The organism is Actinocrinis sp., assembly GCF_035653575.1.
In the GTDB taxonomy this organism is placed as follows: domain Bacteria; phylum Actinomycetota; class Actinomycetes; order Streptomycetales; family Catenulisporaceae; genus Actinocrinis.
Genome location: NZ_DASRBQ010000016.1, coordinates 1 through 19360, shown reverse-complemented (window position 1 = coordinate 19360; position 19360 = coordinate 1). Strand labels below are relative to the sequence as shown.

The window sequence follows — 19360 nt, the reverse complement described above, 5'->3', positions numbered from 1 at the left end:
ACATCTCCGCGACGCGGCTTTCCTTCAGCGGCAAGTTTCGTTTACTGCTTTGCTTGTCCGCAGACGCCCTTGTGCGCTGGGCGTCTCGCGATAGCTTTGCCGACGGCGACCGAGGGTCACGCGGGATACGCGGGCACAGGTTTTCAAACCCCGACCACCACCCTGCCGCCGCTTTAGGCCGCATACGCTTCCGCGCGGGTTGAGTAGCCGTGTCCGGTCGGGGCGCTCCACACCACTTCCCCCTCGCCCTCGCGCGCGACTTTCCAGCTTCCCGCGGTCTTGAGCCGGTGGTGTCTACGGCACAGCGAGTGCAGGTTCTGCGGCGTGGTGGCGCCACCGTGTTCGGGCCGATGGTGGTCGAACGGGATGATGTGGTCCAGATCGCAGCGCGCCGCGGGCATCGCGCAGCCGGGGAACATGCAGTGCCGGTCCCGCAGCCGCACCAGGCGCTCCACGCTCGCGGTGGGCCGGTAGGTGCGCGCGTCCGCGTGCAGCAGCGTCCCGTCGGGAGCGGTCAGCAGCCTGCGCCAGGTTGCGTCATTCCCGAATGCGATCGCTCGCGCTTGTCCGGCGGTGATCGGCCCGATGCCGCGCAGCTCCGCCGGTTCCTCGCTGCTGCCCAGCAGCGTGTCGATACCCACCGTGATCTGGATGAGCGCCGGAACCTCAGCCGTGGTCTGCGTTGTCCCGCTGGACGGGACACCCACGGAGGACAGCACGAGGTGCGCGAGGCTGTCCGCGCGCCGCTGGTCCAGAGTTCGCGCATCGCCTTCCGACCGTTGCCTGGCGTGCAGGTCGAGCGCAGCCATGACCGCGGCGCCGGTCTGTGCAGGAGTGTAGAGCGCAAGGGTGGCCATACCATCCGGCTCCGGGCACAGGGTGACGCGGCGTTTCTTGGTTTCCAAAAGGTGACGTTTGTGCGCGGCCTGCGGGTCGACCGCCAGGACCGCGCGGTGCCGGGCCTTGCGGGTCGCGGCCACGCTCTGGTGCGGCAGGCGGGCGAGTACGCGGTTCTGTGCGGCGCGTGCCGCGTCGGGTTCGAGTCCTGCGGTGATCTCGACCAGGGCGTTGGCTTGAGCGTTGGAGACGGAGCCTGCGGCCATCAGGTCAAGGGTTTCGGGGAATCGGGTGGCGAGGCTGTGGGCGGTGTGCAGCCGGTTGCGGGTGGTGTTCGGGGACCACCGCAGGGCGGCGGTGATCTCTTCCTCGGTGCAGTCGAGCGGATCGGTGCCGCGAGATTGGGCGAGGGTGGCGAGCAAGCGGTGCTGGGCGGCGTGCAGTTGGGCGAGGCGTTTCTCGGTGCCGATCAACGCGTCGATCAGAGCCGCCCGGGAAAGGTCGGGTGTGGCGTGCATGGTTTCCCCGGAAAGAAGTCGGAATAAGGTCCCTGCTTCTATTTTCGCGGGTATTATTGGTGTATGGCGAGTTTTCTTGGGATTCACCCGTTTGCGCGTTGGGGCGCGGAAAACCTATGCACGCGTGTCCTGGCCTTGCCTCAACGAGCGTCGGCAAAGCTATCGCGAGACACCCAGCGCGCAAGGGCGTCTGTGGTTATGTGGTGTTGTAAATGAGACTCGCCGCTGAAGGAAAGCCGCGTCGCGGAGATGTCATCGCGGAGTTTTATTGGGGAAAGCGAGACGGCGGGTTAGCGGTTGTCCAGTTGAGCGGGACAGCTAGGTGCTGGTCCCGGCGCGTTCCTCTGCAACGCTGGGCGGATCGCTGGTGAGGAAGGCGGGGATCGCGGCGGGCGCGGCGAGGATCAGGGCTTTGACCGCGTCCGGACCGGGCAGCGGAACCAGCAGCAGCGCCGCGAGCAGCACACCGTAGGCGGCCGCCGCGCGCAACGTCGCCGAGTTGAGTTCCGCGAATGCGACCACTGCGAGCACCGCGACGCAAGACCACCATGGCGAACACAGGTCGGCCGCACGCAGCAGGGTCGGGCCGAACCGGGAGGAGGACTGCTGAGCGAGCAGGCCGGCGCCGAGGGTCAGTAGACCGGCGGCGAACTCGGTACCCCAGGCCGCCGCGAGCACTTTCAGCCAAAGCCGGCGGCGGGTGGGGATGCGCACCGTGCGGTGGCGGATCCACAATGCCGTGGTCAGCCACAGCAAGGCGAGGGCGCAGTAGCCGACGATCCAGTCGATCCGTCCGGTCAGCCCGCCCTGGAACGCCCAGTCGTTGTGCCCGATGTCATGCGAGAACCTGGCCAGGATGTATGCCGGCGAGGAGCTGCCGCCGTGTCCACTGCCGGCCAGCCCGAGCGCGGGTCCCGCGATCGGAGCCACGGCGATCGTCGCCGCGGACACCAGGGCGAGCAGGGCGCGGCTGACCCGCGGGGCGGCCGGGATCGCGGTGATCGCGGCCGGCTTGGTCAGAGCATCGGTAGACATGACGCTGGCACGGTACGCGGCCCAGGGAAACAACAGCCTTCCGTCCGGTCACCAGCCGGTCATGCTCGCATCACCCGCGGTTGGCTCTCGGTCGCTAACGTCCGCGCGTGGCAAGAGTCGAGGAGGCGCCGACTGAGGCGCGCGGCCGGTGGAACAGCTGGTCAGGCGGCGCCGGGTCCGGAGCGCGCCGCAGGATCATCGCCGGAGCGCTGCTGATCGCCGCGCTCTTCGCCGTGATCCAGGCGGTCGACTACCGGCAGGACGTCCCGTCGAACGACACGTACCAGTACGCGCGGCAGACCTTGCGGATACTCGGCGACAGCCAGGCGCAGGCCGTGCACGGCGCGGTGGTGATGTTCTGTCAGGACAGCGGGCAGTCGGCGGCGCGCAGCGCGACGCTGGACTACGGGTCGTCAGGCTCTGGGCTCGCGTACACGAGCGGATACGCCCACTGCCTGCAGACTTACCGCAACGGTCTGACGCCGAGTTCGCCGCGCTACATCGCCATCTTCACCACCCGGCCCGGCTATCCGCTGCTGGCCGCGCCGTTCGCGGCGGCTTTCGGGCTGCGCTTCGGGTTGTGGGCCGTGGCGATGCTCTGCACGCTCGGCGCGAGCTTCCTGGTTCTGCTGTTGCTGCGAGCGGCCGGATGCGGGGTGATGGTGGCGCTGTGCGGTCAGGCTCTCTATCTCGCGGCGCCGACCGGCTATTGGGGCAGCCGCATGCTCACCGACGGTCCTTCCCTCGCCACTACGCTGCTCGCGCTGCTCGGCGCGTGGTGGCTGATGCAGCGCAGGCTCAGAGCGGGGACGGCCGTGCTCGTCGCCGGGCTGGCGAGCGGGTTCGTCGTGCGCTACTCCTCCGAGCAACTGGTCGCGCTAGCCCTCGCGCTCGGCGCGCTGATCTGCCTGAAGTGGGTGCCTTCGGCGCGGCATCGCGGCGCGGTGCTGCTCGCCGCGGTTTCCGGCGGCGGGTTCGTGCTCTCCGAGCTTCTCAGTACCCTGCTTGGCTGGCCCGGCATCTCCGAGTCCTTGCAGGACACCTTCACCCGGCATTTCATCCGGCCCGACGTGTCCGATCCGATCGGGCGATTGGTGCGGCTCAACCTGCACTTCTGGGGCTACTTCCCGGTCTCCGAGCCCACGGCGCTGCTCGCGGGGGGCGGTCTGGTCGCGCTCGCGGTGCTGCTGGTGCGCCGCGATCCGGCGTACGGGGTGCTGGTCGTCGCGGTGGCGGCCACCGGGATCGCCACGGTGGCCGCACATCCGCTGGCCTCTCAATCCGACCGGCTGATGGTCGCGGTCTGGCTGCTGCTCGCGCTCGGACTGCCGCGGCTGCTGCCCAGCCGAGCGCACTCCCGACCCGAGGAGCCGGCCCGCGAGCAAGAGCCCGCATACAGCGCGGGCACCGCATAAGGAGGCGAGGGCTGCGATGGACGTCCTGATGCTGGTCATCTCCGACGTGGCGCATGACGCGCGGGTTCTGCGCGAGGCGGGCTGCCTGGCCGGGAACGGGCATTCGGTGCACGTGGTCGGCAAGGACGTCCCGGCCGACTGGACGCCGCCGTCTGGGGTCACCGTGCAGTCCGTCTCTGGTGGGAATGGGTTGAGGCCGTCGGGCAGTGCAATAGGGACGAGCGTGGTGTCCCGCGGTGCGGTGCGGCGGATCGCGCGCTGGGCGCTGCTGCCCAGGCATCGGCAGCGGGTGTGGCGGACCTGGTGCGACGCGGCTCGGGCCGGAGTCTCCGGGCGCAAGTTCGACGTCGTACACGCTCACGACTTCAACGTGCTGCGGCTGGCGGCGGACCTGGCCGAGGCCGCGAAGGCGGACCTGGTGTACGACGCGCACGAGTGGTGGTCGGGCCGGGAGCGGCACGGCCGGCCCACGCCGCTGGAACGCGCCCGCGAGCGGCGCGTCGAACGCCGGATCGTGGCGCGCGCGGCCGGGGTGCTCACCGTCAGTCCGGGGATCGCGGAACGGCTGGCGCGGTGGCGGGGAGCGCCGGTGACCCTCGTGCGCAACACCTTTCCGATCCTGGACCGGCCGCGGCTGGTGGATCTCCCCGAGCGGCCGCGCGGCGCCGTGTACGCCGGACGTATCGGACCCGCCCGCGACATCGAGACGCTGCTCGCCGCCGCGGCCGAGCTGCGGCTGGACACGGTGCTGCTGGGCAAGGCGGACCGCGAGTTCCTGCCCCGGCTGCGCTTCTCCCAGGGCACGGTGCGGATCGAGCCGGCGCGACCGGTGGACGAGGTCGACGAGGTCTTGCGGAGGGTCGGCATCTCAGTGGTGACTCTGACTGACACGTGTGAAAATCACCGGCTCGCGCTGCCGAACAAGGTTTTCCACGCGGTGCGCGCGGGAGTGCCCGTCGTGGCGGCGGACCTGCCCGAGCTGCGCCGCCTGGTCACCGATTACGGGCTCGGCGCGCTGTACCGGCCCGGAGACGCGGCTTCGCTGCGAGCCGCGCTGGAGCGCGTGATCTGGGACTACCCAGGGTTCTGCGAGAAGGTCGCGCAGGCGCGCGCCGAGCTGAACTGGGAGCAGGATGCAAAGGCGCTGATCGACGTGTACGAGGCTCTAGCGCGTGACGCGGTATCGGCGGGAGTGCGATGACCGCCGCCGAGACGGGCACCGGGGCGCGTGTAGTGATGCTGGTCGCCAACGGTGTGGCCGGGGATTCGCGAGTGCAGAAGATCGCCTGGTCGATGGCGGCGGCCGGCTGGGAGGTCACGCTGCTGGGCCGGGCGCCGGGCGCGGAGATCGTCCGCTATCGGCTGGGCGCGGCGGACGTGACGCTGGTTCCGGTGCCGAGGTCTGTGTCAGGCTACGAACGTGCGCGGCTGCGCGGAGGGCGCAAGGCCGTGCGGCTTCGGTCCGCGTACCGCCAGGCTCGCGCGCAACTCGCCGCGCGGGACGCCGCGGCCGGAGGTCACGCGAGCGCCGCGCTGACGGCGGCGCTGCGCCGCTGGCTCGCAGCGCATCCGGGCGTGGACAGGTTCGTGGCGCGATGCGGTCGGGGTCCGCTGGGATGGGCGGCGCGGCGGACGGTCGCGACGACGGCCGGTGTCGCGAGTCGCTACGGTGGCTGGCGCTGGTTCAACCCGTGGTTCGCCGACTTGGAGCTCGCGCTCGCGCCCGTGGTGCGCGACCTGGAGCCGGATTTGATCCACGCGCACGACTTCCACATGGTCGGGATCGGGGCGCGGCTCGCCGCGACGCTGAGCACGCCGCAGCGTCACGTGCGATGGGTCTACGACGCTCACGAGTATCTGCGCGGCATCGAGGTGTTATCGCCGACTGATATACGAGCTCGCATGCGCAGGCGCATGCTCGTCGGGGTCGAACGCGAGTACATCCGTCGCGCGGATGCGGTCGTGACCGTGTCCGACGGGATCGCGGACCGCCTGTCCGCGGACCATCATTTGGCTACCAGGCCGGCGGTGATCCTCAACGCGCCGGTGATCACGGCCGAGAACACGCGGTCCGCGGCGCGCGATTTGCGCGAGGACTGCGGCGTGAGCGAGGAGACGCCGCTGCTGCTGTACAGCGGTGGCATGTCGCCGCGCCGGGGCGTCGCGACGGCGATCGACGCGTTGTCGCAGCTGCCCGGCGTGCACCTGGCCCTGATCTCGCGCGATGGAGACCCCGACCTGCCGGAGCTGTTGCTTCGGGCGGCGGACCGTGGCGTCGCGGACCGGCTGCACGTGGTCCCTTACGTGCCAGTCGATCAGGTCGTCTCGTACATCAGCACCGCGACGATCGGCCTGGTTCCGATCCTGCACCTGCCCAATCACGAGCTCTCGCTGATCACGAAGTACTTCGAGTACCTGCACGCCGCACTGCCGATCGTGACCAGCGATGTGCGCGAAATGGCGCGGCAGACCCGGCTTCTCGCGGTGGGCGAGGTGTTCCGCGCGGGCGACGCCGCCTCGCTCGCCGAAGCCGTGCGGCAGGTGCTCGCCGACCCGGAGCGCTATCGCGCCGTTTATCAGGGCCCCGATGATCCGCGTGCGGAGACGACGTGGGCGGGACAAGCGGCGCGGCTCGATGCGCTGTACCGCCGGATCCTCGGCACGCAGCCGGGCCCGCCGCGGGCGGCCGGCGGCTTGCGTCTGACCCCGGCCGCCGAGGCGGCGATCAGCGAGCCGCTCGCTCGAGTTCCTTGACCACGCGCGCCGCCGCGTGCCCGTCGCCGAACGGCTCGCCGCGCGCGGTGACGGGCTGCGGCCGCAGCACGGTTTCAGCGAAGCGCGGGTCGCCGGCTTGGATCAGCGTGTTCCAGCCGCCGGTGAGCGTTTCGGGCCACTCGGTTTCGGAGCGGACCGTAGTGCAGGGCCGGCCGAGGAGGTACGCCTCCTTCTGTAGTCCGCCGGAATCCGTGACCACGCCGGCTGATCCGGTCACCGCGGCAATCAGTTGCGCGTACGGCTGAGGCGCACCGGGGCGGATGGCGCCCTGGGCGAGTTCGAGCCCGTATTCGGCGGCGCGGGCACGCAGGCGCGGGTGCGCGAGGAGGGCCACGGGGACCGGAAGGGCCGCGAGCACGGTCAAGATCTCGCCAAGTCGCTCGGGATCGTCGGTGTTCTCGGCACGATGGATCGTCGCGAGCAGATAGGGCTGCGACGGGTCGATGCCCGGCGCGGGCGGCTCGGGTTCGGTGCGGGCGAGGGCCTGTTCGCGCGCGTGCAGGCAGGCGTCCACCATGACGTCGCCGACGAGCACAGTGCGGTCGGCAAGACCTTCGCGTTCGAGGTTCAGCACTGCTTGCGGGGTCGGCGCGAGCAGCAGGTCCGCGGCGTGGTCCGTCAGCACCCTGTTGTGCTCTTCCGGCATCCGGCGGTTGCCTGAGCGCAGCCCGGCCTCCAGATGGGCGAGCGGCAGGTGCAGCTTCACCGCGCTGAGCGCTCCGGCGATGGTCGAGTTGGTGTCGCCGTAGACCAGCACCCAGTCGGGCGCGTGCCGGGAGAGCACCGGATCCAGCGCGGTGAGCATCGCCCCGGTCTGTGCGCCGTGGCCGCCGGAACCGGCCGCGAGACGCTCATCCGGCGGCGCGATACCGAGGCCGGTGAAGAAGACCTCGGACAGTTCCGGATCGTAGTGCTGCCCGGTGTGCACGATCACGTGCTCGTGCCCCGCCTCGGCCAGCGCCGCGGCCACCGGGGCGAGCTTGACGAACTGGGGGCGCGCGCCGACGACGCTCAATATCCTCACCCGGCGATCATAGATTTGGATCACTCGGCTCGACTCCGGCGGCACCGGCAATCCGGCGAGTATTCATATCCAATTCACGAACACGCAGATCGCGGTGACTATTCGTCGGACAGACGACAGACGCGAATTCATTTGCGTGCACCTCGCGTTAACACGGCGCTTGTCTAGTTGCACCGGTCACTTACCGCCCCCGCACCGAGCACTTCACACACCGCACCGCGACCACGAAACGCAGCGAGATGAGCCCGCGCCCGAGCCCACGCCCCCGGATCCTCTACCTGGCGTTCTTCTTCCCGCCGAGTAGGTCCAGCGGGGTGTACCGAGCGCGTGCGACCGCCGCGCACCTGGCCGAGGCCGGCTGGGACGTGACCGTGTACACCGCTCCGCGCGAATTCTTCACCCGCTACATCGGCACCGTGGACCCGACCCTTGAAGCAGGGCTCGATGAACGGATAACGGTGCGGCGCCCCGGCATGGGCTATTTCCGCTGGGAGCGCGATATCCGCCGCTACGGTCGGCTGCGCGCGAATATGCCGGTGCTGGCGAATGCGAGCTACAACTGGATGCAGCGCCGTTTCTTCCCCGAGCACTACGCCTCGTGGATTCCGCGCGTGGTGGCGCAGGCGTTGCGGGATCACGCGCGCCGGCGCTTCGATCTGGTGCTGGCCACCGGCAATCCGTTCGCCTCCTTCGCGGCGGCCTGGTGGCTGCGCAGGCTGACGGGGCTTCCATACGCGCTGGACTACCGGGACGCCTGGACGTTCAACCAGTTCACCGAGGAGCACAAGTACCCTGACGGCCACCCGGCCTGGGCCTGGGAGCGGCGGACGGTGGAGGGGGCCGCGCTCACCGCGTTCGTAAATGAGGGTTTGCGCGCCTGGCACGCCGATCGCTATCCCGCTGCTGCGGACAAGATGACGGTGGTGTCCAACGGGTGGGAGCCGGAACTGCTCGGCCGCGCGGCGTATCCGGGGACCGCGACGGGCCGGCCGCTGCGGTTCGGCTACGTCGGCACAATCACCGAGCCGATGCCGCTGTCCGTGCTCTTCGAGGGCTGGCGGCGCGCCCGCGAGCATCCGGAACTCGCCGACGCGACGTTGGACCTGTACGGCCACCTCGGCTTTTTCAAGCAGTCCGCTGACGCGCTGCTCGACCGCATCCCGACCGCCGAGGGCATCGGCGTGAGCTACCACGGCCCGCTCGGCAAGACCGAAGTCGCGACGGCGTACCAGAACCTTGACGCTCTGGTCTTCTGCGTGCCCGGGGCGCGGTACGTGACCTCCGGAAAAGTCTTCGAGTACATGGCGACGGGCAAGCCGATCGTGTCCGTGCACTCCCCCGGCATCGCCGCCGAGGACGTGCTGAACGGGCATCCGCTCTGGTTCGGCATCGACCGACTCGACGCGGTGGCGGTCGAGAACGCGTTCGTGGCGGCCGGGAAGGCGGCCCGGGATTTGACCGAGTCGGATTTTGCCGCCGCGCTTACGCATGCCGAGCGCTACACCCGCGCGAACACGCTCGCGCCGTTCGAGGCGCGGCTGCGCGCATTGGCGGGGCGGTGAACGTGGCCGGATCGATGGAGCGCGCGAGCCTTGGCCGGCGCCTCGCCGTCACGACGCCCTGGCATCCGACCGCGCAACGGCCGTTCGCGGGATCGTTCGTGCAGGCGACCACGGCCGCTGTCGCAGGGTTCTTCGACAGTGTGCGCCTGTACCACACCGAGGATTGGCCGGGTCCGACCGATCCCGTTCAGGCTCGTTTGGTCGACCGCGCCTATCGTGCGCTGACCTCAGGACCGAACCCGCGCATCGGTTTCACGCCTCGCTGGACCGGCGACGGGTATTGGGTCACCGATATCGCGACGCCCGTCACGCCGAAGCGTGATTACGCGGCCTGGGCTCGCAGCCACGAATCCGCGCTGCGGCAGGCGCTGCCGAGCGGCCGCTTCGACGCAGACGTCGTACACGGCCATGTCGGCATCTACGGAGGCTGGCTCGCGCTCCGCTTCGCGCGACCGGGCGCGCGCATCGTGGTCACCGAGCACGCCTCCTTCCTCGGCCGGATCCTCGGGCAACCGCGGTCTCGCGCGCTCTACGCCGAGGTGGTGGACCGCGCCGACGTCTTGGTGTGCGTCAGCGAGAAGCTGCGCGGTCAGCTGGTCGACGCGTTCCCGCGGCACGGCGCGAAGATCCAGGTCGTGCCGAACGCGGTGGCGATCGAGCAGGTGCCGCAGCGTCCGGCGCCGGTCGCCGGGCTGAACCGGTGGATCTACGTCGGGAAGGTGGCAGCGGCCAAGGGCGTGCCAGAGCTGGTCGAAGCCTTCGGGATCGCCGCGAAGGACGAGCCCGCGCTGCGCCTCACCATCCTGGGCTCCGGCCCGCTAGTGGAACCTTTGCGCGAGCGCGCCGCGCAGCTCGGCCTCGCCGACCGGATCGCTTTTCCGGGAGCGGTGCCCCCGCAGAGGGTGTTCGAGTTCTTGCACGCGCACGACTTGCTGGTGCATCCGAGCAAGTCGGAGACCTTTGGCATGACCGTGGTCGAGGCGGTCGGCTCCGGGATGCCGGTGCTGGTGACCAGATGCGGCGGTCCGCAGGAGACGCTGGCCGGCCTCGACGGCGTCGCGGGCCTGCTCATCGACGTGAGCGACGACCCCGAGGTGATTGTCGAGGGCTATCGGCGGCTCACGCGGCAGATGACGCGGCTCGACGCGGCGCGCGGCAGGGCTGCGCTGATCGAGCGTTACGGCACGCGCGCGGTCGCGGCGCGCCTGGCCGCGGTGTACGGCGTCGAGCAACCGGTTCAGGCGGAGGAGCGCGTATGAGTGTCCTGCTTTTGGCGATGAGCACGACGCGCGCGACCGCGGTCCGCACCGCCGCCGATTTCCTGCTGGAGCACGGCGAGGACGTCGCTCTGATAACGGTCGACGCCGAGGCGTGGCAGCGCGAGGGCATGGATCCGCGAGTGCGGATCCATCCGCTCCAGGCGGCGGAGCAGCGGCATCCGCTCGCCCGCCTCGGCAGCGCCGTGCGCCGCCTCTCCCCCGCCGCCTACACCAAGGGCTACCTCAAGATCTACCGGCTGCTGCGGCCGTACGTGCTGTGGCGGGCGACCCGCGCCGGGGTGGGGCGCGAACTGGACTGGGCGGCGATACGGCAGGTCGTCGTCTGCGACTCGCACGCGATACCGATCGGCTGGCATCTGGCCAAGCGACATCCGCGCCTGACCGTCGGCTTCGAACTCGACCGCACCGCGTATCTGGGCCTTCAGGCCCCGCAACCCGGCCGCCAGCCCGTCCCCTCGGCCCCTTCCGGAAACGACTGATGCTAGATACCCAATCCCCGCAGCGCAGCGTCGTCGCGGACGTGTCGCGTGAACTCCACGTGTTCCGCTCCCGCCGCTCCGGGGTGCCGCGCCTGCGCGCCTACCTGCCCGAGCTGTGGGCGCGGCGCGAATTCGTCTACGAACTCGCCCGCTGCACGCTGCGGGCGCAGAACTACCTCAACGCCTTCGGGCAGCTGTGGCTGATCCTCAATCCGCTGCTGCTCGGCTGCGTCTACTACGTCCTCGTCGACATCCTCAGCAACGGCAAGCACGCCCACAACTTCTTCTCGGTGCTGCTGGCCGGGCTGTTCCTGTACAACTTCTTCTCCGGCATCCTGAGCCAGTCCGCGGGCTCGATCATCGGCAGCAGCAGGCTGATCCTCAACAGCAGGCTGCCGCGCCTGGTGCTGCCGATCACGCAGATCGTCATCGCGTTTATGCGCTTCCTGCCCTGCATGATCGTGTTCCTCGCGGTACACACCATCCAGCGGCTGCCCTGGGGCCTGGACGCGTTCTACGCGCTGCCGGCCTTCCTCGAGGTGACGCTGTTCGGGGCCGGGCTCGGCTTCATCTGCGCCACGCTGCAGGTCTACTTCCGCGACTTCTCCAACTTCCTGCCGTACGTCACCCGGATCTGGCTGTTCCTGTCCCCGGTGCTCTGGGAGTTGCAGGTGCAGCTGGCCAAGCACGACCTGAAGTCGCACGTCATCGCCCTCAACCCGCTCTCGCCCATGATCGGGGCCTGGGGCGACGCCCTGGTCTACAACACCGCGCCGCCGCTCACCTGGCTGGCCGAGGGCGCCGGCTGGGCCGTGCTCGCCTTCGTCTGCGGCTGCCTCGTCTTCGTCAGGAGGGAACGTGAGTTCTCTGTCCGCCTCTAAGAACCCTGAGTCCGTGGCGGACGAGCGGGACGCCGACCAGCGCCTGGCCATCCGGGTCAAGGACGTGCACGTGGACTACCGCACGATCGTCGACCCGCGCGCCAACACGCTGCGGCACGCGGCCACCCGGCTGGGCCGGCGCGGCGGCGGCGGGCGCGCCGTGCGGATGATCCACGCGGTGCGCGGCGTGTCCTTCGACGTCGAACACGGCTCGGTGCTCGGCATCATCGGCGCGAACGGGGCCGGCAAGTCGACCATCATGCGCGCGATCGCCGGGATCCTGCCGCCGAGCAGCGGCGAGATCGTGGTCAACGGCCGCATCAGCACCCTGCTCGCGCTCGGCGTCGGGTTCAACGGACAGCTCTCCGGCCGGGACAACGTGGTGCTCGGCGGGCTGGCTGCCGGCCTGAGCCGCCGGCAGGTCAACGAGCGCTTCGAGCAGATCACCGCGTGGGCCGAGCTGGAGGACTTCATCGACATGCCGATGAAGTCCTACTCCTCCGGCATGTACGGCCGGCTCGCCTTCGCCGTCTCCACCCACCTGGAGCCGGACGTGCTGCTCATCGACGAGGCGCTGTCCACCGGAGACGCGCATTTCCGGCGCAAGTCCTACGACAAGATGCAGGAGCTCGTCGCCCAGGCGCGCACGATCGTCATCGTCAGCCACGGGATCGGCGCGATCCGCGAGATGTGCGACGACTGCATCTGGCTGCACAAGGGCCAGATCGTGCGGCGCGGCGACCCGGATACGGTCAGCGCCGAATACCTCGAGTTCCAAGGGGTTCCCCCCGAGCCCGCCAAGGGCTCCGACGAGACCGCGGACGACCTGGGCGGCCTCGACGACGCCATGGTGATGGAGGACGTCTGAGATGCTCCGTACCGAAACGGCCGCCTCCCTGCCCGACGTCACGATCCTCAGCAGCGGCCACGACGTGGCCGACGCCCGGCTGCACCGGCACTGCGCCGCGTTCCACCGGGCCGGGCTGCGGGTCGAGGTGATCGCGAAGGGCCGCCCCGACGACGCCCCGGCCGGCGCCGAGTTCCGGCCGACCAGGACGCGCGGCATGACCGGCCGCGGGATGCAGGCGCTGCTGCTGCCGGCGAAGGCGCGCGGCCGCGTGGTGGTCACGCTCGATCCGGATCTCATCCCGGCGGCCCGGCTGCACCGCGCGCTCACGCACGGCCGCCGCCTCGCGGTGGACCTGCACGAGGACTACGTGGCGCTGCTGGGCGACCGGGCCTGGGCCCGCGGCGCCCGCGGCGCGATCGCCAAGACCTGGGCGCGCACCGCGGTCTCGCTCAGCCGCCGCGCGGACCTGACCGTGGTCGCGGACCAGCACGTCCCGCCGGGCGAGGCGGCACGGCGGCTGGTCGTGCGCAACCTGCCGGACCTCTCGCTGCTGCCGGAGCGCGGCCAGCCGGACGAGCGGCCGCGCGCGCTCTATGTCGGCGACGTGCGTGAAAGCCGCGGCCTGTTCACCATGCTGCGGGCGATCGAGCTGGCGCCGGACTGGGAGCTTGACGTGGTCGGGCCGGTCGCCGCGCGGGACCGGGCCCGGCTGGACGCGTGGCGCGCCGAGTCCCCGGCCGCGGCGCGGGTGCGGTTGCACGGCCGGATGCCCCCGGCCGCGGCCTGGCAGCTGGCGCGCGGCGCGTGGGCGGGCATGTCGCTGCTGCACAGCACGCCGGCGTTCGAAAGCGCCGTGCCCTCGAAGATCTACGAGTACCTCGCCTGCGGGCTGCCGGTGCTCAGCAGCCCGATCCGGCGCGCCGCGCAACTTGTGGAGCAGGCCGGGGCGGGCGTGGTCGTCGCCGACGCCGAAGAGGCCGCGGCGGCCCTGCGCGGCTGGTCGGGACCGGCCGCCGACGAGTTCCTGTCCATGCGCCAGGCGGCGCTGGAGTGGGCCGAGCGGGACCTGGCCGCGGACAACCCCCACGACCTGCTCGCCGCGGCGATCGCGGAGCTGGTCGCGCAGACCCGCCGCAACCGCGCGCGGGTCGCCATCGCAGCGAGGACGCCATGAACACGCAAACCCCTGAGTTGCCCGTGATCCCCGCCGCGAAGCCGGTCATCGGCGAGGAGGAGATCGAAGCCGCGGTGCGCGTGCTGCGCAGCGGCAACGTGGTGCAAGGCCCTGAGGTCGCCGCGTTCGAGGAGGAGTTCGGCGCGCTGGTCGGCGGGCGGCACTGCGTGGCCGTCAACTCCGGGACCTCCGCGCTGCTGCTGGCCTTGGCGGGCCTCGGGATCGGCGCGGGCGACGAGGTGATCGTGCCCTCCTTCACCTTCGCGGCGACCGCGAACGCGGTGCGGCTGACCGGGGCGAGGCCGGTCTTCGCGGACATCGACCCGGAGACCTTCTGCCTCGACCCGGCCTCGGTCGCGGCCCTGATCGGCCCGCGCACCGCGGCGATCATGCCGGTGCACCTCTACGGCCACCCCGCTCCGATGCGCGCGCTCGGCTGGCTGGCCGAGCGGCACGGTCTGTCCATCGTCGAAGACGCGGCCCAGGCGCACGGCGCGACGCTGGATGGCACGCCGGTTGGCGCGTTCGGCGAGGCGGCCTGCTTCAGCTTCTATCCGACCAAGAACATGCACGCCCTAGAGGGCGGCATGGTGGTGACGCCGGACGCCGGCCTCGCGCGCACCATCAGGCTGCTGCGCAACCAGGGCATGGAGCGGCGCTACGCCAACGAGCTGGTGGGCTACAACCTGCGGCTGACCGACGTGGCCGCCGCGATCGGCCGCGAGCAGCTGCGCAAGCTGCCGGGCTGGAACGAGCGGCGGCGGGCGAACGCCGCGAAGCTTGATGCCGGGCTGGTCGGGGCCGACACAGTCAGCACGCCGGCCGTCGCGGACGGCGTGACGCACGTCTACCACCAGTACACGGTCCGCGTTTACGGCGGCCAGCGAGACGCCCTGCAGGAGCACTTGAGCCGACACGGCATCGGCAGCGCCGTGTACTACCCGACGCCGGTCCACCGCCTGCCGCCCTTCGCCGCGGACGCCGAGAGCATCGCGGCTCCCGAGCTGTCACGGACGCAGACGGCCGCGGCCGAGGTCCTCTCGCTGCCCGTCCACCCTTCCCTGTCCGACGCGGACGTCGACCGGATCACCGCCGCCGTCCGCTCGTTCCCCGGAGCCACCACCATGAGGGATCTGTCATGACCAAGCGGCTGTTGCGCGCCGGGCTCGTCGGCCTCGGGGCCATGGGCCGGCACCACGCGCGGGTGCTGCGGGCACTGGACGGGGTCGAGCTGGTCGGCGGCGCCGACCCGATCGGCGACGCGCACGGCGCGCTCGGCGGCGCGCCGCTGGTCCCCGACGTGGAGCGGCTGCTCGCGCTGCGGCCTGACTACGTCGTGGTCGCCTGCCCCACCGCCGAGCACGAGCGGGTCGGGCTGATGCTGGCCGCGGCCGGCGTGCCCGCGCTGATCGAGAAGCCGCTGGCGCACGACGTGCCGGCCGCGCTGCGCGTCGTCGAGGCCTTCGAAAGCCGGGGCCTGCTGGCCGCGGTCGGCCACATCGAGCGCTACAACCCGGCGCTGCGCAGCATGCGCGCACGGCTGGAGACCGGCGAACTCGGAGAGGTGTTCCAGGTCGCCACCCGGCGTCAGGGCCCTTTCCCCAACCGGATCGCGGACGTCGGCGTGGTCAAGGACCTGGCGACGCACGACCTGGACCTCACCGGCTGGGTCACGGGAGCGACGTATCGCAGCGTCGCGGCCAAGACTGCGCATCGCAGCGGCCGCCCGCACGAGGACCTGGTGACCGTGCTCGGTGACCTGGACTCCGGCGTGATCGCCAACCACCTGGTCAACTGGCTCTCGCCGCTCAAAGAGCGAGTGTCCATCGTGACCGGGGAGCGCGGCTGCTTCGTCGCGGACACGCTCACCGCCGACCTGACATTCTTCGCCAACGGCTCCACGGTCACCGAGTGGGACGCCGTCTCGGTCTTCCGCGGCGTATCCGAGGGCGACATGACCCGGTACGCGATCCCGAAGCGCGAGCCGCTGACCGTCGAGCACGAGACCTTCCGCGACGCGGTCGACGGCAAGCGCGACGCGGGGATCGTCACGCTGCGCCAGGGACTGCGCGCGGTGATGGTCGCCGAAGCCGTGCTCGAGTCCGCGCGCACCGGCGCCACCGTGCCGACGGGCTGCGCCTGACCTCGGTCCCTTTCCTCCAACCACTCGACCCCTGATCGGATTTCCCCGTGCGGATCTGCGTCTTCGCCCTCGGTAAGATCGGCCTCCCGCTCGCCGTGCAGTACGCCGGCCGCGGGCACCAGGTCGTCGGAGTCGACATCGCCGAGCGCGTCGTCGACCTGGTCAACGCGGGCGCCGCTCCCTTCCCCGGCGAGGCCGGGCTGGACGAGGCGCTCAAGCAGGTGGTCGCGGACGGCCTGCTGACCGCGACCACGGACAGCACCGCGGCGGTCGCCGAAGCGGACGCCGTGGTGGTGGTCGTGCCGCTGGTGGTGGACCGGGACGGCACGCCGGACTTCCGCCCGCTCGACGCGGCGACCAGCGCGATCGCGGCCGGGCTGCGCCGCGGGACGCTGGTGAGCTACGAGACCACGCTGCCGGTCGGCACCACCCGCGAGCGGTTCGCGCCGATGCTGGAGGCCGGCTCCGCACTGGTCGCGGGAGCGGACTTCGCGCTGGTCTTCAGTCCCGAGCGGGTCTCCTCCGGGCGGATCTTCGACGACCTGCGCCGCTACCCCAAGCTGGTCGGCGGCATCGACGCGGCGTCCGCACAGCGCGGCGTCGAGTTCTACGAGCAGGTGCTCGAATTCGACCATCGCCGCGACCTGGCCCGGCCGAACGGGGTCTGGAACCTAGGCGCCGCGGAGGCGGCGGAACTGGCCAAACTGGCCGAGACCACCTACCGCGACGTGAACATCGGCCTGGCCAACACGTTCGCGCGGTACGCGGACCGGATCGGCGTGGACGTCGCGGCGGTCATCGAGGCCTGCAACAGCCAGCCGTTCAGCCACATCCACCAGCCCGGCATCGCGGTCGGCGGCCACTGCATCCCGGTCTATCCGCGCATGTACCTGTGGAACGACCCTGACGCCGAGGTCGTGCGCTCCGCGCGCGCGGTGAACACGTCGATGCCCGAGTACGCCGTGTCGTTGCTGGCTGAGCAGCACGGCGAGTTGGACGGCGCTCGTGTCGTCGTCCTGGGGATCGCTTACCGAGGCGGGGTGAAGGAGACGGCGTTCTCGGGCGTCTTCCCCACGGTGGAGGCTCTGGCGGCGCGCGGCGCCCTGGTGGCCGTCGCCGACCCGATGTACGACGACGACGAGATCCGCGCCCTCGGTTTCGAGCCCTACTCCCCCGGCGCGTCCGTGGACGCCGCGATCGTGCAAACGGACCACCGCGAGTACCGCAAGCTGGCTCCGCAGGATCTGCCCGGTATCAAAACCCTGCTGGATGGCCGGGGCATCACCGACCCGGCGCTGTGGACCTCGGTGCGGCGGCGGCTGATCGGTGCCGGCCAGGCGGGCTAGCCGGCCCAGCGACCGGTCAGGAACAGGTACGCGACCGTGAACATGACCGGCGCCGAGACGGTCAGATAGACCGTCCTGACCCACGGGCGCCGCACGCACCACACCGCCAGCGCGGCCCACAACGGCCACCAGGTCAGCATTTCGCGCGGCACGGACAGGTAGACGTGCGAGGTGGCCAGGGTGCCCACGGACAGCAGGGCATAGACGAACTCGGCCCAGCGGCGCTTGATCCCCAGCCACACCACCAGGCCGATGCCGAGCAGCGTTACCGCTATTTCGAGCTGGTATTCCCAGGACTCGTGGGCGGTCAGGTAACGCCCGAACGCGTAGTGCCAAGTGTTCGCGAAGGTGTGCCAGGGGTAGGACAGGTGCCGGTTCCAGCCGAGCCGCTCAGCGCGCTCCCAGGCGTTCCAGTTGCCTGTCAGCGAGTGCAGGTACGCCATGTACCCGGCGACCGGCAGCAGGGGCACGAGCAGCCATCCGCCGCGCAGCCAGGCGCGCGGGGTGCGTGGCCGGCTTTGCAGGAACAGCACGCCGACTGCCGCGAGCACGAACAGCCCGTTGACGCGGATCGTCGCCGCGCCGGCCAGCAGCAGCCCTGCCGCCATCCACCGTTCGCGGCGCGCCGCGAGCCAGGCCCAGAGCGTGAACGCGAGGAACGGCGCTTCGCTGTAGCCGGCCGCGAGGAAGACCGCCGCGGGAGCCCAGACGAACAAAGTCACGCCGTCGCGCACGGCGCTGCGGGCTTCCGGCTCGCCGAGGTGCGCCGCTTCCAGCGCGATGATCCGGGCCAGGGCGATCGCCGCGATCGCGCCCGCGACCAGCGAGATGAGCAGGCCCGAATACACCCAGGAGCGGAAGACCAGGTGCACCGCGTAGAGCAGTCCCGGATAGCCGGGGAAGAAGGCGATCGAGGCGCCGTGCCGGGCGCGCAGCGAATATCCGTGCGCTGCGATGTCGTAGAAGCGCAGCCAGTCCCAGCGCTGCCACATCGAGGCCCAGCCGCGCGGCTGCTTGGTCGTCGCACCCCAGCCGGTCCAGATGACGGCCCAGGTGATCAGCACCATCCCGATACGCGAGATCAGCCAGACCCGCAGCGCGTCGGCCTCCATCGCGCCGAGGCCGAACCGGGTCCGCAGCGGATCGAGCGTCCACCACGGCGACCGCGTCAGCCGTCGGCGGGGGACGGCTGACGCTTCCGCCGGTCCTGCTTCGAGCCCGAGAACACGCACGTCGGAATCCACGGCCGCGAAGCTATGCGGTGCGGGTGTACTGCACCCGAAATGCGCGTGACGGGCGGTTGCCTTCGATCTAGACGGCTGCAGCGACCTACGGCGCGGGTGGTCCCACGGTCATGCGGGGCCGATCAGCGCTCCGGGTCGCGTCCGAAGATGGATCCGATTCCGCCGCCCTTGTCCTCGTGCTCGCGCTCCAGCTCTTCACGCCCGGCCAGCAAGCTCCAGGCGTCCACCGCGCCCACGGCGATCCGCCACACCGCACCGGGCGCGCTTTCGGCCGCCGCGCCCCCGCGCAGGTGCACGAATCCGTCGGAGGACTTCTTGTCGAAGTCCTTGTCGGAGCCGCCCACCGCCTCCGCGCCCAGGGCGCCGAGCAGCGCACCGCCCGAAGCCAGCTCGGCGAAATAGGCGTCTTGAGATATCAGCTCGCCGCGCAGCCGCGTGCCCCGCACGCTGACCGCGACCGGCACCGCCGCCCCCGGCGACTGCTCCACCGCGTGCACCAGACGCTCCAGCACCGGATCCCCATGTCGCTTAGCCATATCGCAACACCTCACAGACTCCCGCAGTTGCACCGGCCGTTCGCACCGGTGACCAAGAGCGGATGTCCGTTCCGATCGGCACCAAACCGGGTGAAAGCCGGACCGCGGCCCGCTAGCGGCGGCGCGTTTCCATCAGGAAGCAGCCGAACTCGACCGCGCGCAGGTGCACTGCCGCTACCGCAGGGTCCTGGTACAGCCTCGCGAGCCCGTCCTCGACGACGCTCGCATCCTCGGCCTGGAGGTAAGCGCCTCGCAGGATCG

At 70.8% G+C, this 19360-nt stretch carries 18 protein-coding genes; 12 read left to right on the top strand and 6 right to left on the bottom strand.

Going from position 1 to position 19360, the window contains the following annotated elements; translation table 11 throughout:
* Positions 1 to 173: 173 nt before the first annotated feature.
* A complete protein-coding gene (locus tag VFA06_RS02390; protein WP_324838688.1) occupies positions 174 to 1355 on the bottom strand; it encodes an HNH endonuclease signature motif containing protein in 1182 nt (393 codons plus the stop codon).
* Positions 1356 to 1673: 318 nt separating this feature from the next.
* Positions 1674 to 2390 (bottom strand): hypothetical protein, encoded by a 717-nt coding sequence (locus VFA06_RS02385; RefSeq protein WP_324838687.1) that lies wholly within the window; start codon positions 2388 to 2390, stop codon positions 1674 to 1676.
* A gap of 107 nt (positions 2391 to 2497) precedes the next feature.
* On the opposite strand from VFA06_RS02385, the gene VFA06_RS02380 reads away from it, so the two are divergent.
* Genes VFA06_RS02380 through VFA06_RS02370 form a run of 3 tightly spaced genes read left to right on the top strand, consistent with a single transcriptional unit; the run spans position 2498 to position 6559 of the window.
* Positions 2498 to 3805: a hypothetical protein gene (locus VFA06_RS02380; protein WP_324838686.1), complete on the top strand. Its 1308-nt coding sequence runs from the start codon at positions 2498 to 2500 to the stop codon at positions 3803 to 3805.
* A 16-nt stretch (positions 3806 to 3821) separates the two neighbouring features.
* The gene (locus VFA06_RS02375; protein ID WP_324838685.1) at positions 3822 to 5006 is read left to right on the top strand and encodes a glycosyltransferase; all 1185 of its coding nucleotides are present in this window, start codon (positions 3822 to 3824) and stop codon (positions 5004 to 5006) included.
* The gene (locus VFA06_RS02370) at positions 5003 to 6559 is read left to right on the top strand and encodes a glycosyltransferase (RefSeq protein WP_324838683.1); all 1557 of its coding nucleotides are present in this window, start codon (positions 5003 to 5005) and stop codon (positions 6557 to 6559) included. Before VFA06_RS02375 ends, VFA06_RS02370 begins: the two co-directional genes overlap by 4 nt.
* Here the strand turns inward: VFA06_RS02370 and wecB are convergent.
* Complete coding sequence (gene wecB, locus VFA06_RS02365; RefSeq protein ID WP_324838682.1) at positions 6531 to 7604, bottom strand: non-hydrolyzing UDP-N-acetylglucosamine 2-epimerase; 1074 nt, start codon at positions 7602 to 7604, stop codon at positions 6531 to 6533. The genes VFA06_RS02370 and wecB overlap by 29 nt on opposite strands.
* A gap of 239 nt (positions 7605 to 7843) precedes the next feature.
* Here wecB and VFA06_RS02360 point away from each other — a divergent pair, with 239 nt between their 5' ends.
* The 9 genes from VFA06_RS02360 to VFA06_RS02320 are packed head-to-tail and all read left to right on the top strand — an operon-like array spanning position 7844 to position 17319.
* Positions 7844 to 9166, top strand: a complete 1323-nt coding sequence (locus VFA06_RS02360; protein ID WP_324838681.1) for a glycosyltransferase — start codon at positions 7844 to 7846, stop codon at positions 9164 to 9166.
* Positions 9167 to 9168: 2 nt separating this feature from the next.
* Positions 9169 to 10425 (top strand): glycosyltransferase, encoded by a 1257-nt coding sequence (locus VFA06_RS02355; RefSeq protein ID WP_324838680.1) that lies wholly within the window; start codon positions 9169 to 9171, stop codon positions 10423 to 10425.
* Positions 10422 to 10925, top strand: a complete 504-nt coding sequence (locus VFA06_RS02350) for a hypothetical protein (protein ID WP_324838679.1) — start codon at positions 10422 to 10424, stop codon at positions 10923 to 10925. Before VFA06_RS02355 ends, VFA06_RS02350 begins: the two co-directional genes overlap by 4 nt.
* Positions 10925 to 11806 (top strand): ABC transporter permease, encoded by an 882-nt coding sequence (locus VFA06_RS02345; RefSeq protein ID WP_324838678.1) that lies wholly within the window; start codon positions 10925 to 10927, stop codon positions 11804 to 11806. Before VFA06_RS02350 ends, VFA06_RS02345 begins: the two co-directional genes overlap by 1 nt.
* Complete coding sequence (locus tag VFA06_RS02340; RefSeq protein WP_324838677.1) at positions 11784 to 12674, top strand: ABC transporter ATP-binding protein; 891 nt, start codon at positions 11784 to 11786, stop codon at positions 12672 to 12674. The genes VFA06_RS02345 and VFA06_RS02340 overlap by 23 nt, the downstream gene beginning before the upstream one ends.
* Position 12675: 1 nt before the next feature.
* Positions 12676 to 13830: a glycosyltransferase gene (locus tag VFA06_RS02335; RefSeq protein WP_324838676.1), complete on the top strand. Its 1155-nt coding sequence runs from the start codon at positions 12676 to 12678 to the stop codon at positions 13828 to 13830.
* Positions 13827 to 14972: a DegT/DnrJ/EryC1/StrS family aminotransferase gene (locus VFA06_RS02330; RefSeq protein WP_324838675.1), complete on the top strand. Its 1146-nt coding sequence runs from the start codon at positions 13827 to 13829 to the stop codon at positions 14970 to 14972. The genes VFA06_RS02335 and VFA06_RS02330 overlap by 4 nt, the downstream gene beginning before the upstream one ends.
* Positions 14969 to 15973: a Gfo/Idh/MocA family oxidoreductase gene (locus VFA06_RS02325; protein WP_324838674.1), complete on the top strand. Its 1005-nt coding sequence runs from the start codon at positions 14969 to 14971 to the stop codon at positions 15971 to 15973. The genes VFA06_RS02330 and VFA06_RS02325 overlap by 4 nt, the downstream gene beginning before the upstream one ends.
* 47 nt (positions 15974 to 16020) lie before the next feature.
* A complete protein-coding gene (locus VFA06_RS02320) occupies positions 16021 to 17319 on the top strand; it encodes a nucleotide sugar dehydrogenase (protein WP_324838673.1) in 1299 nt (432 codons plus the stop codon).
* Here VFA06_RS02320 and VFA06_RS02315 read toward each other — a convergent pair.
* From VFA06_RS02315 to VFA06_RS26010, 3 genes are all read right to left on the bottom strand, one after another.
* Positions 17316 to 18563, bottom strand: coding sequence for a mannosyltransferase family protein (locus tag VFA06_RS02315; RefSeq protein ID WP_324838671.1), 1248 nt, complete (start codon positions 18561 to 18563; stop codon positions 17316 to 17318). The genes VFA06_RS02320 and VFA06_RS02315 overlap by 4 nt on opposite strands.
* 122 nt (positions 18564 to 18685) lie before the next feature.
* Complete coding sequence (locus VFA06_RS02310) at positions 18686 to 19099, bottom strand: hypothetical protein (protein ID WP_324838670.1); 414 nt, start codon at positions 19097 to 19099, stop codon at positions 18686 to 18688.
* Between the two features lie 112 nt (positions 19100 to 19211).
* The gene (locus tag VFA06_RS26010; protein ID WP_414639806.1) at positions 19212 to 19295 is read right to left on the bottom strand and encodes a hypothetical protein; all 84 of its coding nucleotides are present in this window, start codon (positions 19293 to 19295) and stop codon (positions 19212 to 19214) included.
* Positions 19296 to 19360: the final 65 nt, after the last annotated feature.

What these genes read in the sequence shown, in the direction of transcription:
- VFA06_RS02375 (WP_324838685.1), top strand. Translation starts at nt 3,822, where the DNA reads ATGGACGTCCTGATGCTGGTCATCTCCGACGTGGCGCATGACGCGCGG.
- VFA06_RS02330 (WP_324838675.1), top strand. Translation starts at nt 13,827, where the DNA reads ATGAACACGCAAACCCCTGAGTTGCCCGTGATCCCCGCCGCGAAGCCG.
- VFA06_RS02310 (WP_324838670.1), bottom strand. Translation starts at nt 19,099, where the DNA reads ATGGCTAAGCGACATGGGGATCCGGTGCTGGAGCGTCTGGTGCACGCG.
- VFA06_RS02325 (WP_324838674.1), top strand. Translation starts at nt 14,969, where the DNA reads ATGACCAAGCGGCTGTTGCGCGCCGGGCTCGTCGGCCTCGGGGCCATG.
- VFA06_RS02350 (WP_324838679.1), top strand. Translation starts at nt 10,422, where the DNA reads ATGAGTGTCCTGCTTTTGGCGATGAGCACGACGCGCGCGACCGCGGTC.
- VFA06_RS02370 (WP_324838683.1), top strand. Translation starts at nt 5,003, where the DNA reads ATGACCGCCGCCGAGACGGGCACCGGGGCGCGTGTAGTGATGCTGGTC.
- VFA06_RS02345 (WP_324838678.1), top strand. Translation starts at nt 10,925, where the DNA reads ATGCTAGATACCCAATCCCCGCAGCGCAGCGTCGTCGCGGACGTGTCG.
- VFA06_RS02390 (WP_324838688.1), bottom strand. Translation starts at nt 1,355, where the DNA reads ATGCACGCCACACCCGACCTTTCCCGGGCGGCTCTGATCGACGCGTTG.
- VFA06_RS02335 (WP_324838676.1), top strand. Translation starts at nt 12,676, where the DNA reads ATGCTCCGTACCGAAACGGCCGCCTCCCTGCCCGACGTCACGATCCTC.
- VFA06_RS02385 (WP_324838687.1), bottom strand. Translation starts at nt 2,390, where the DNA reads ATGTCTACCGATGCTCTGACCAAGCCGGCCGCGATCACCGCGATCCCG.
- VFA06_RS02360 (WP_324838681.1), top strand. Translation starts at nt 7,844, where the DNA reads ATGAGCCCGCGCCCGAGCCCACGCCCCCGGATCCTCTACCTGGCGTTC.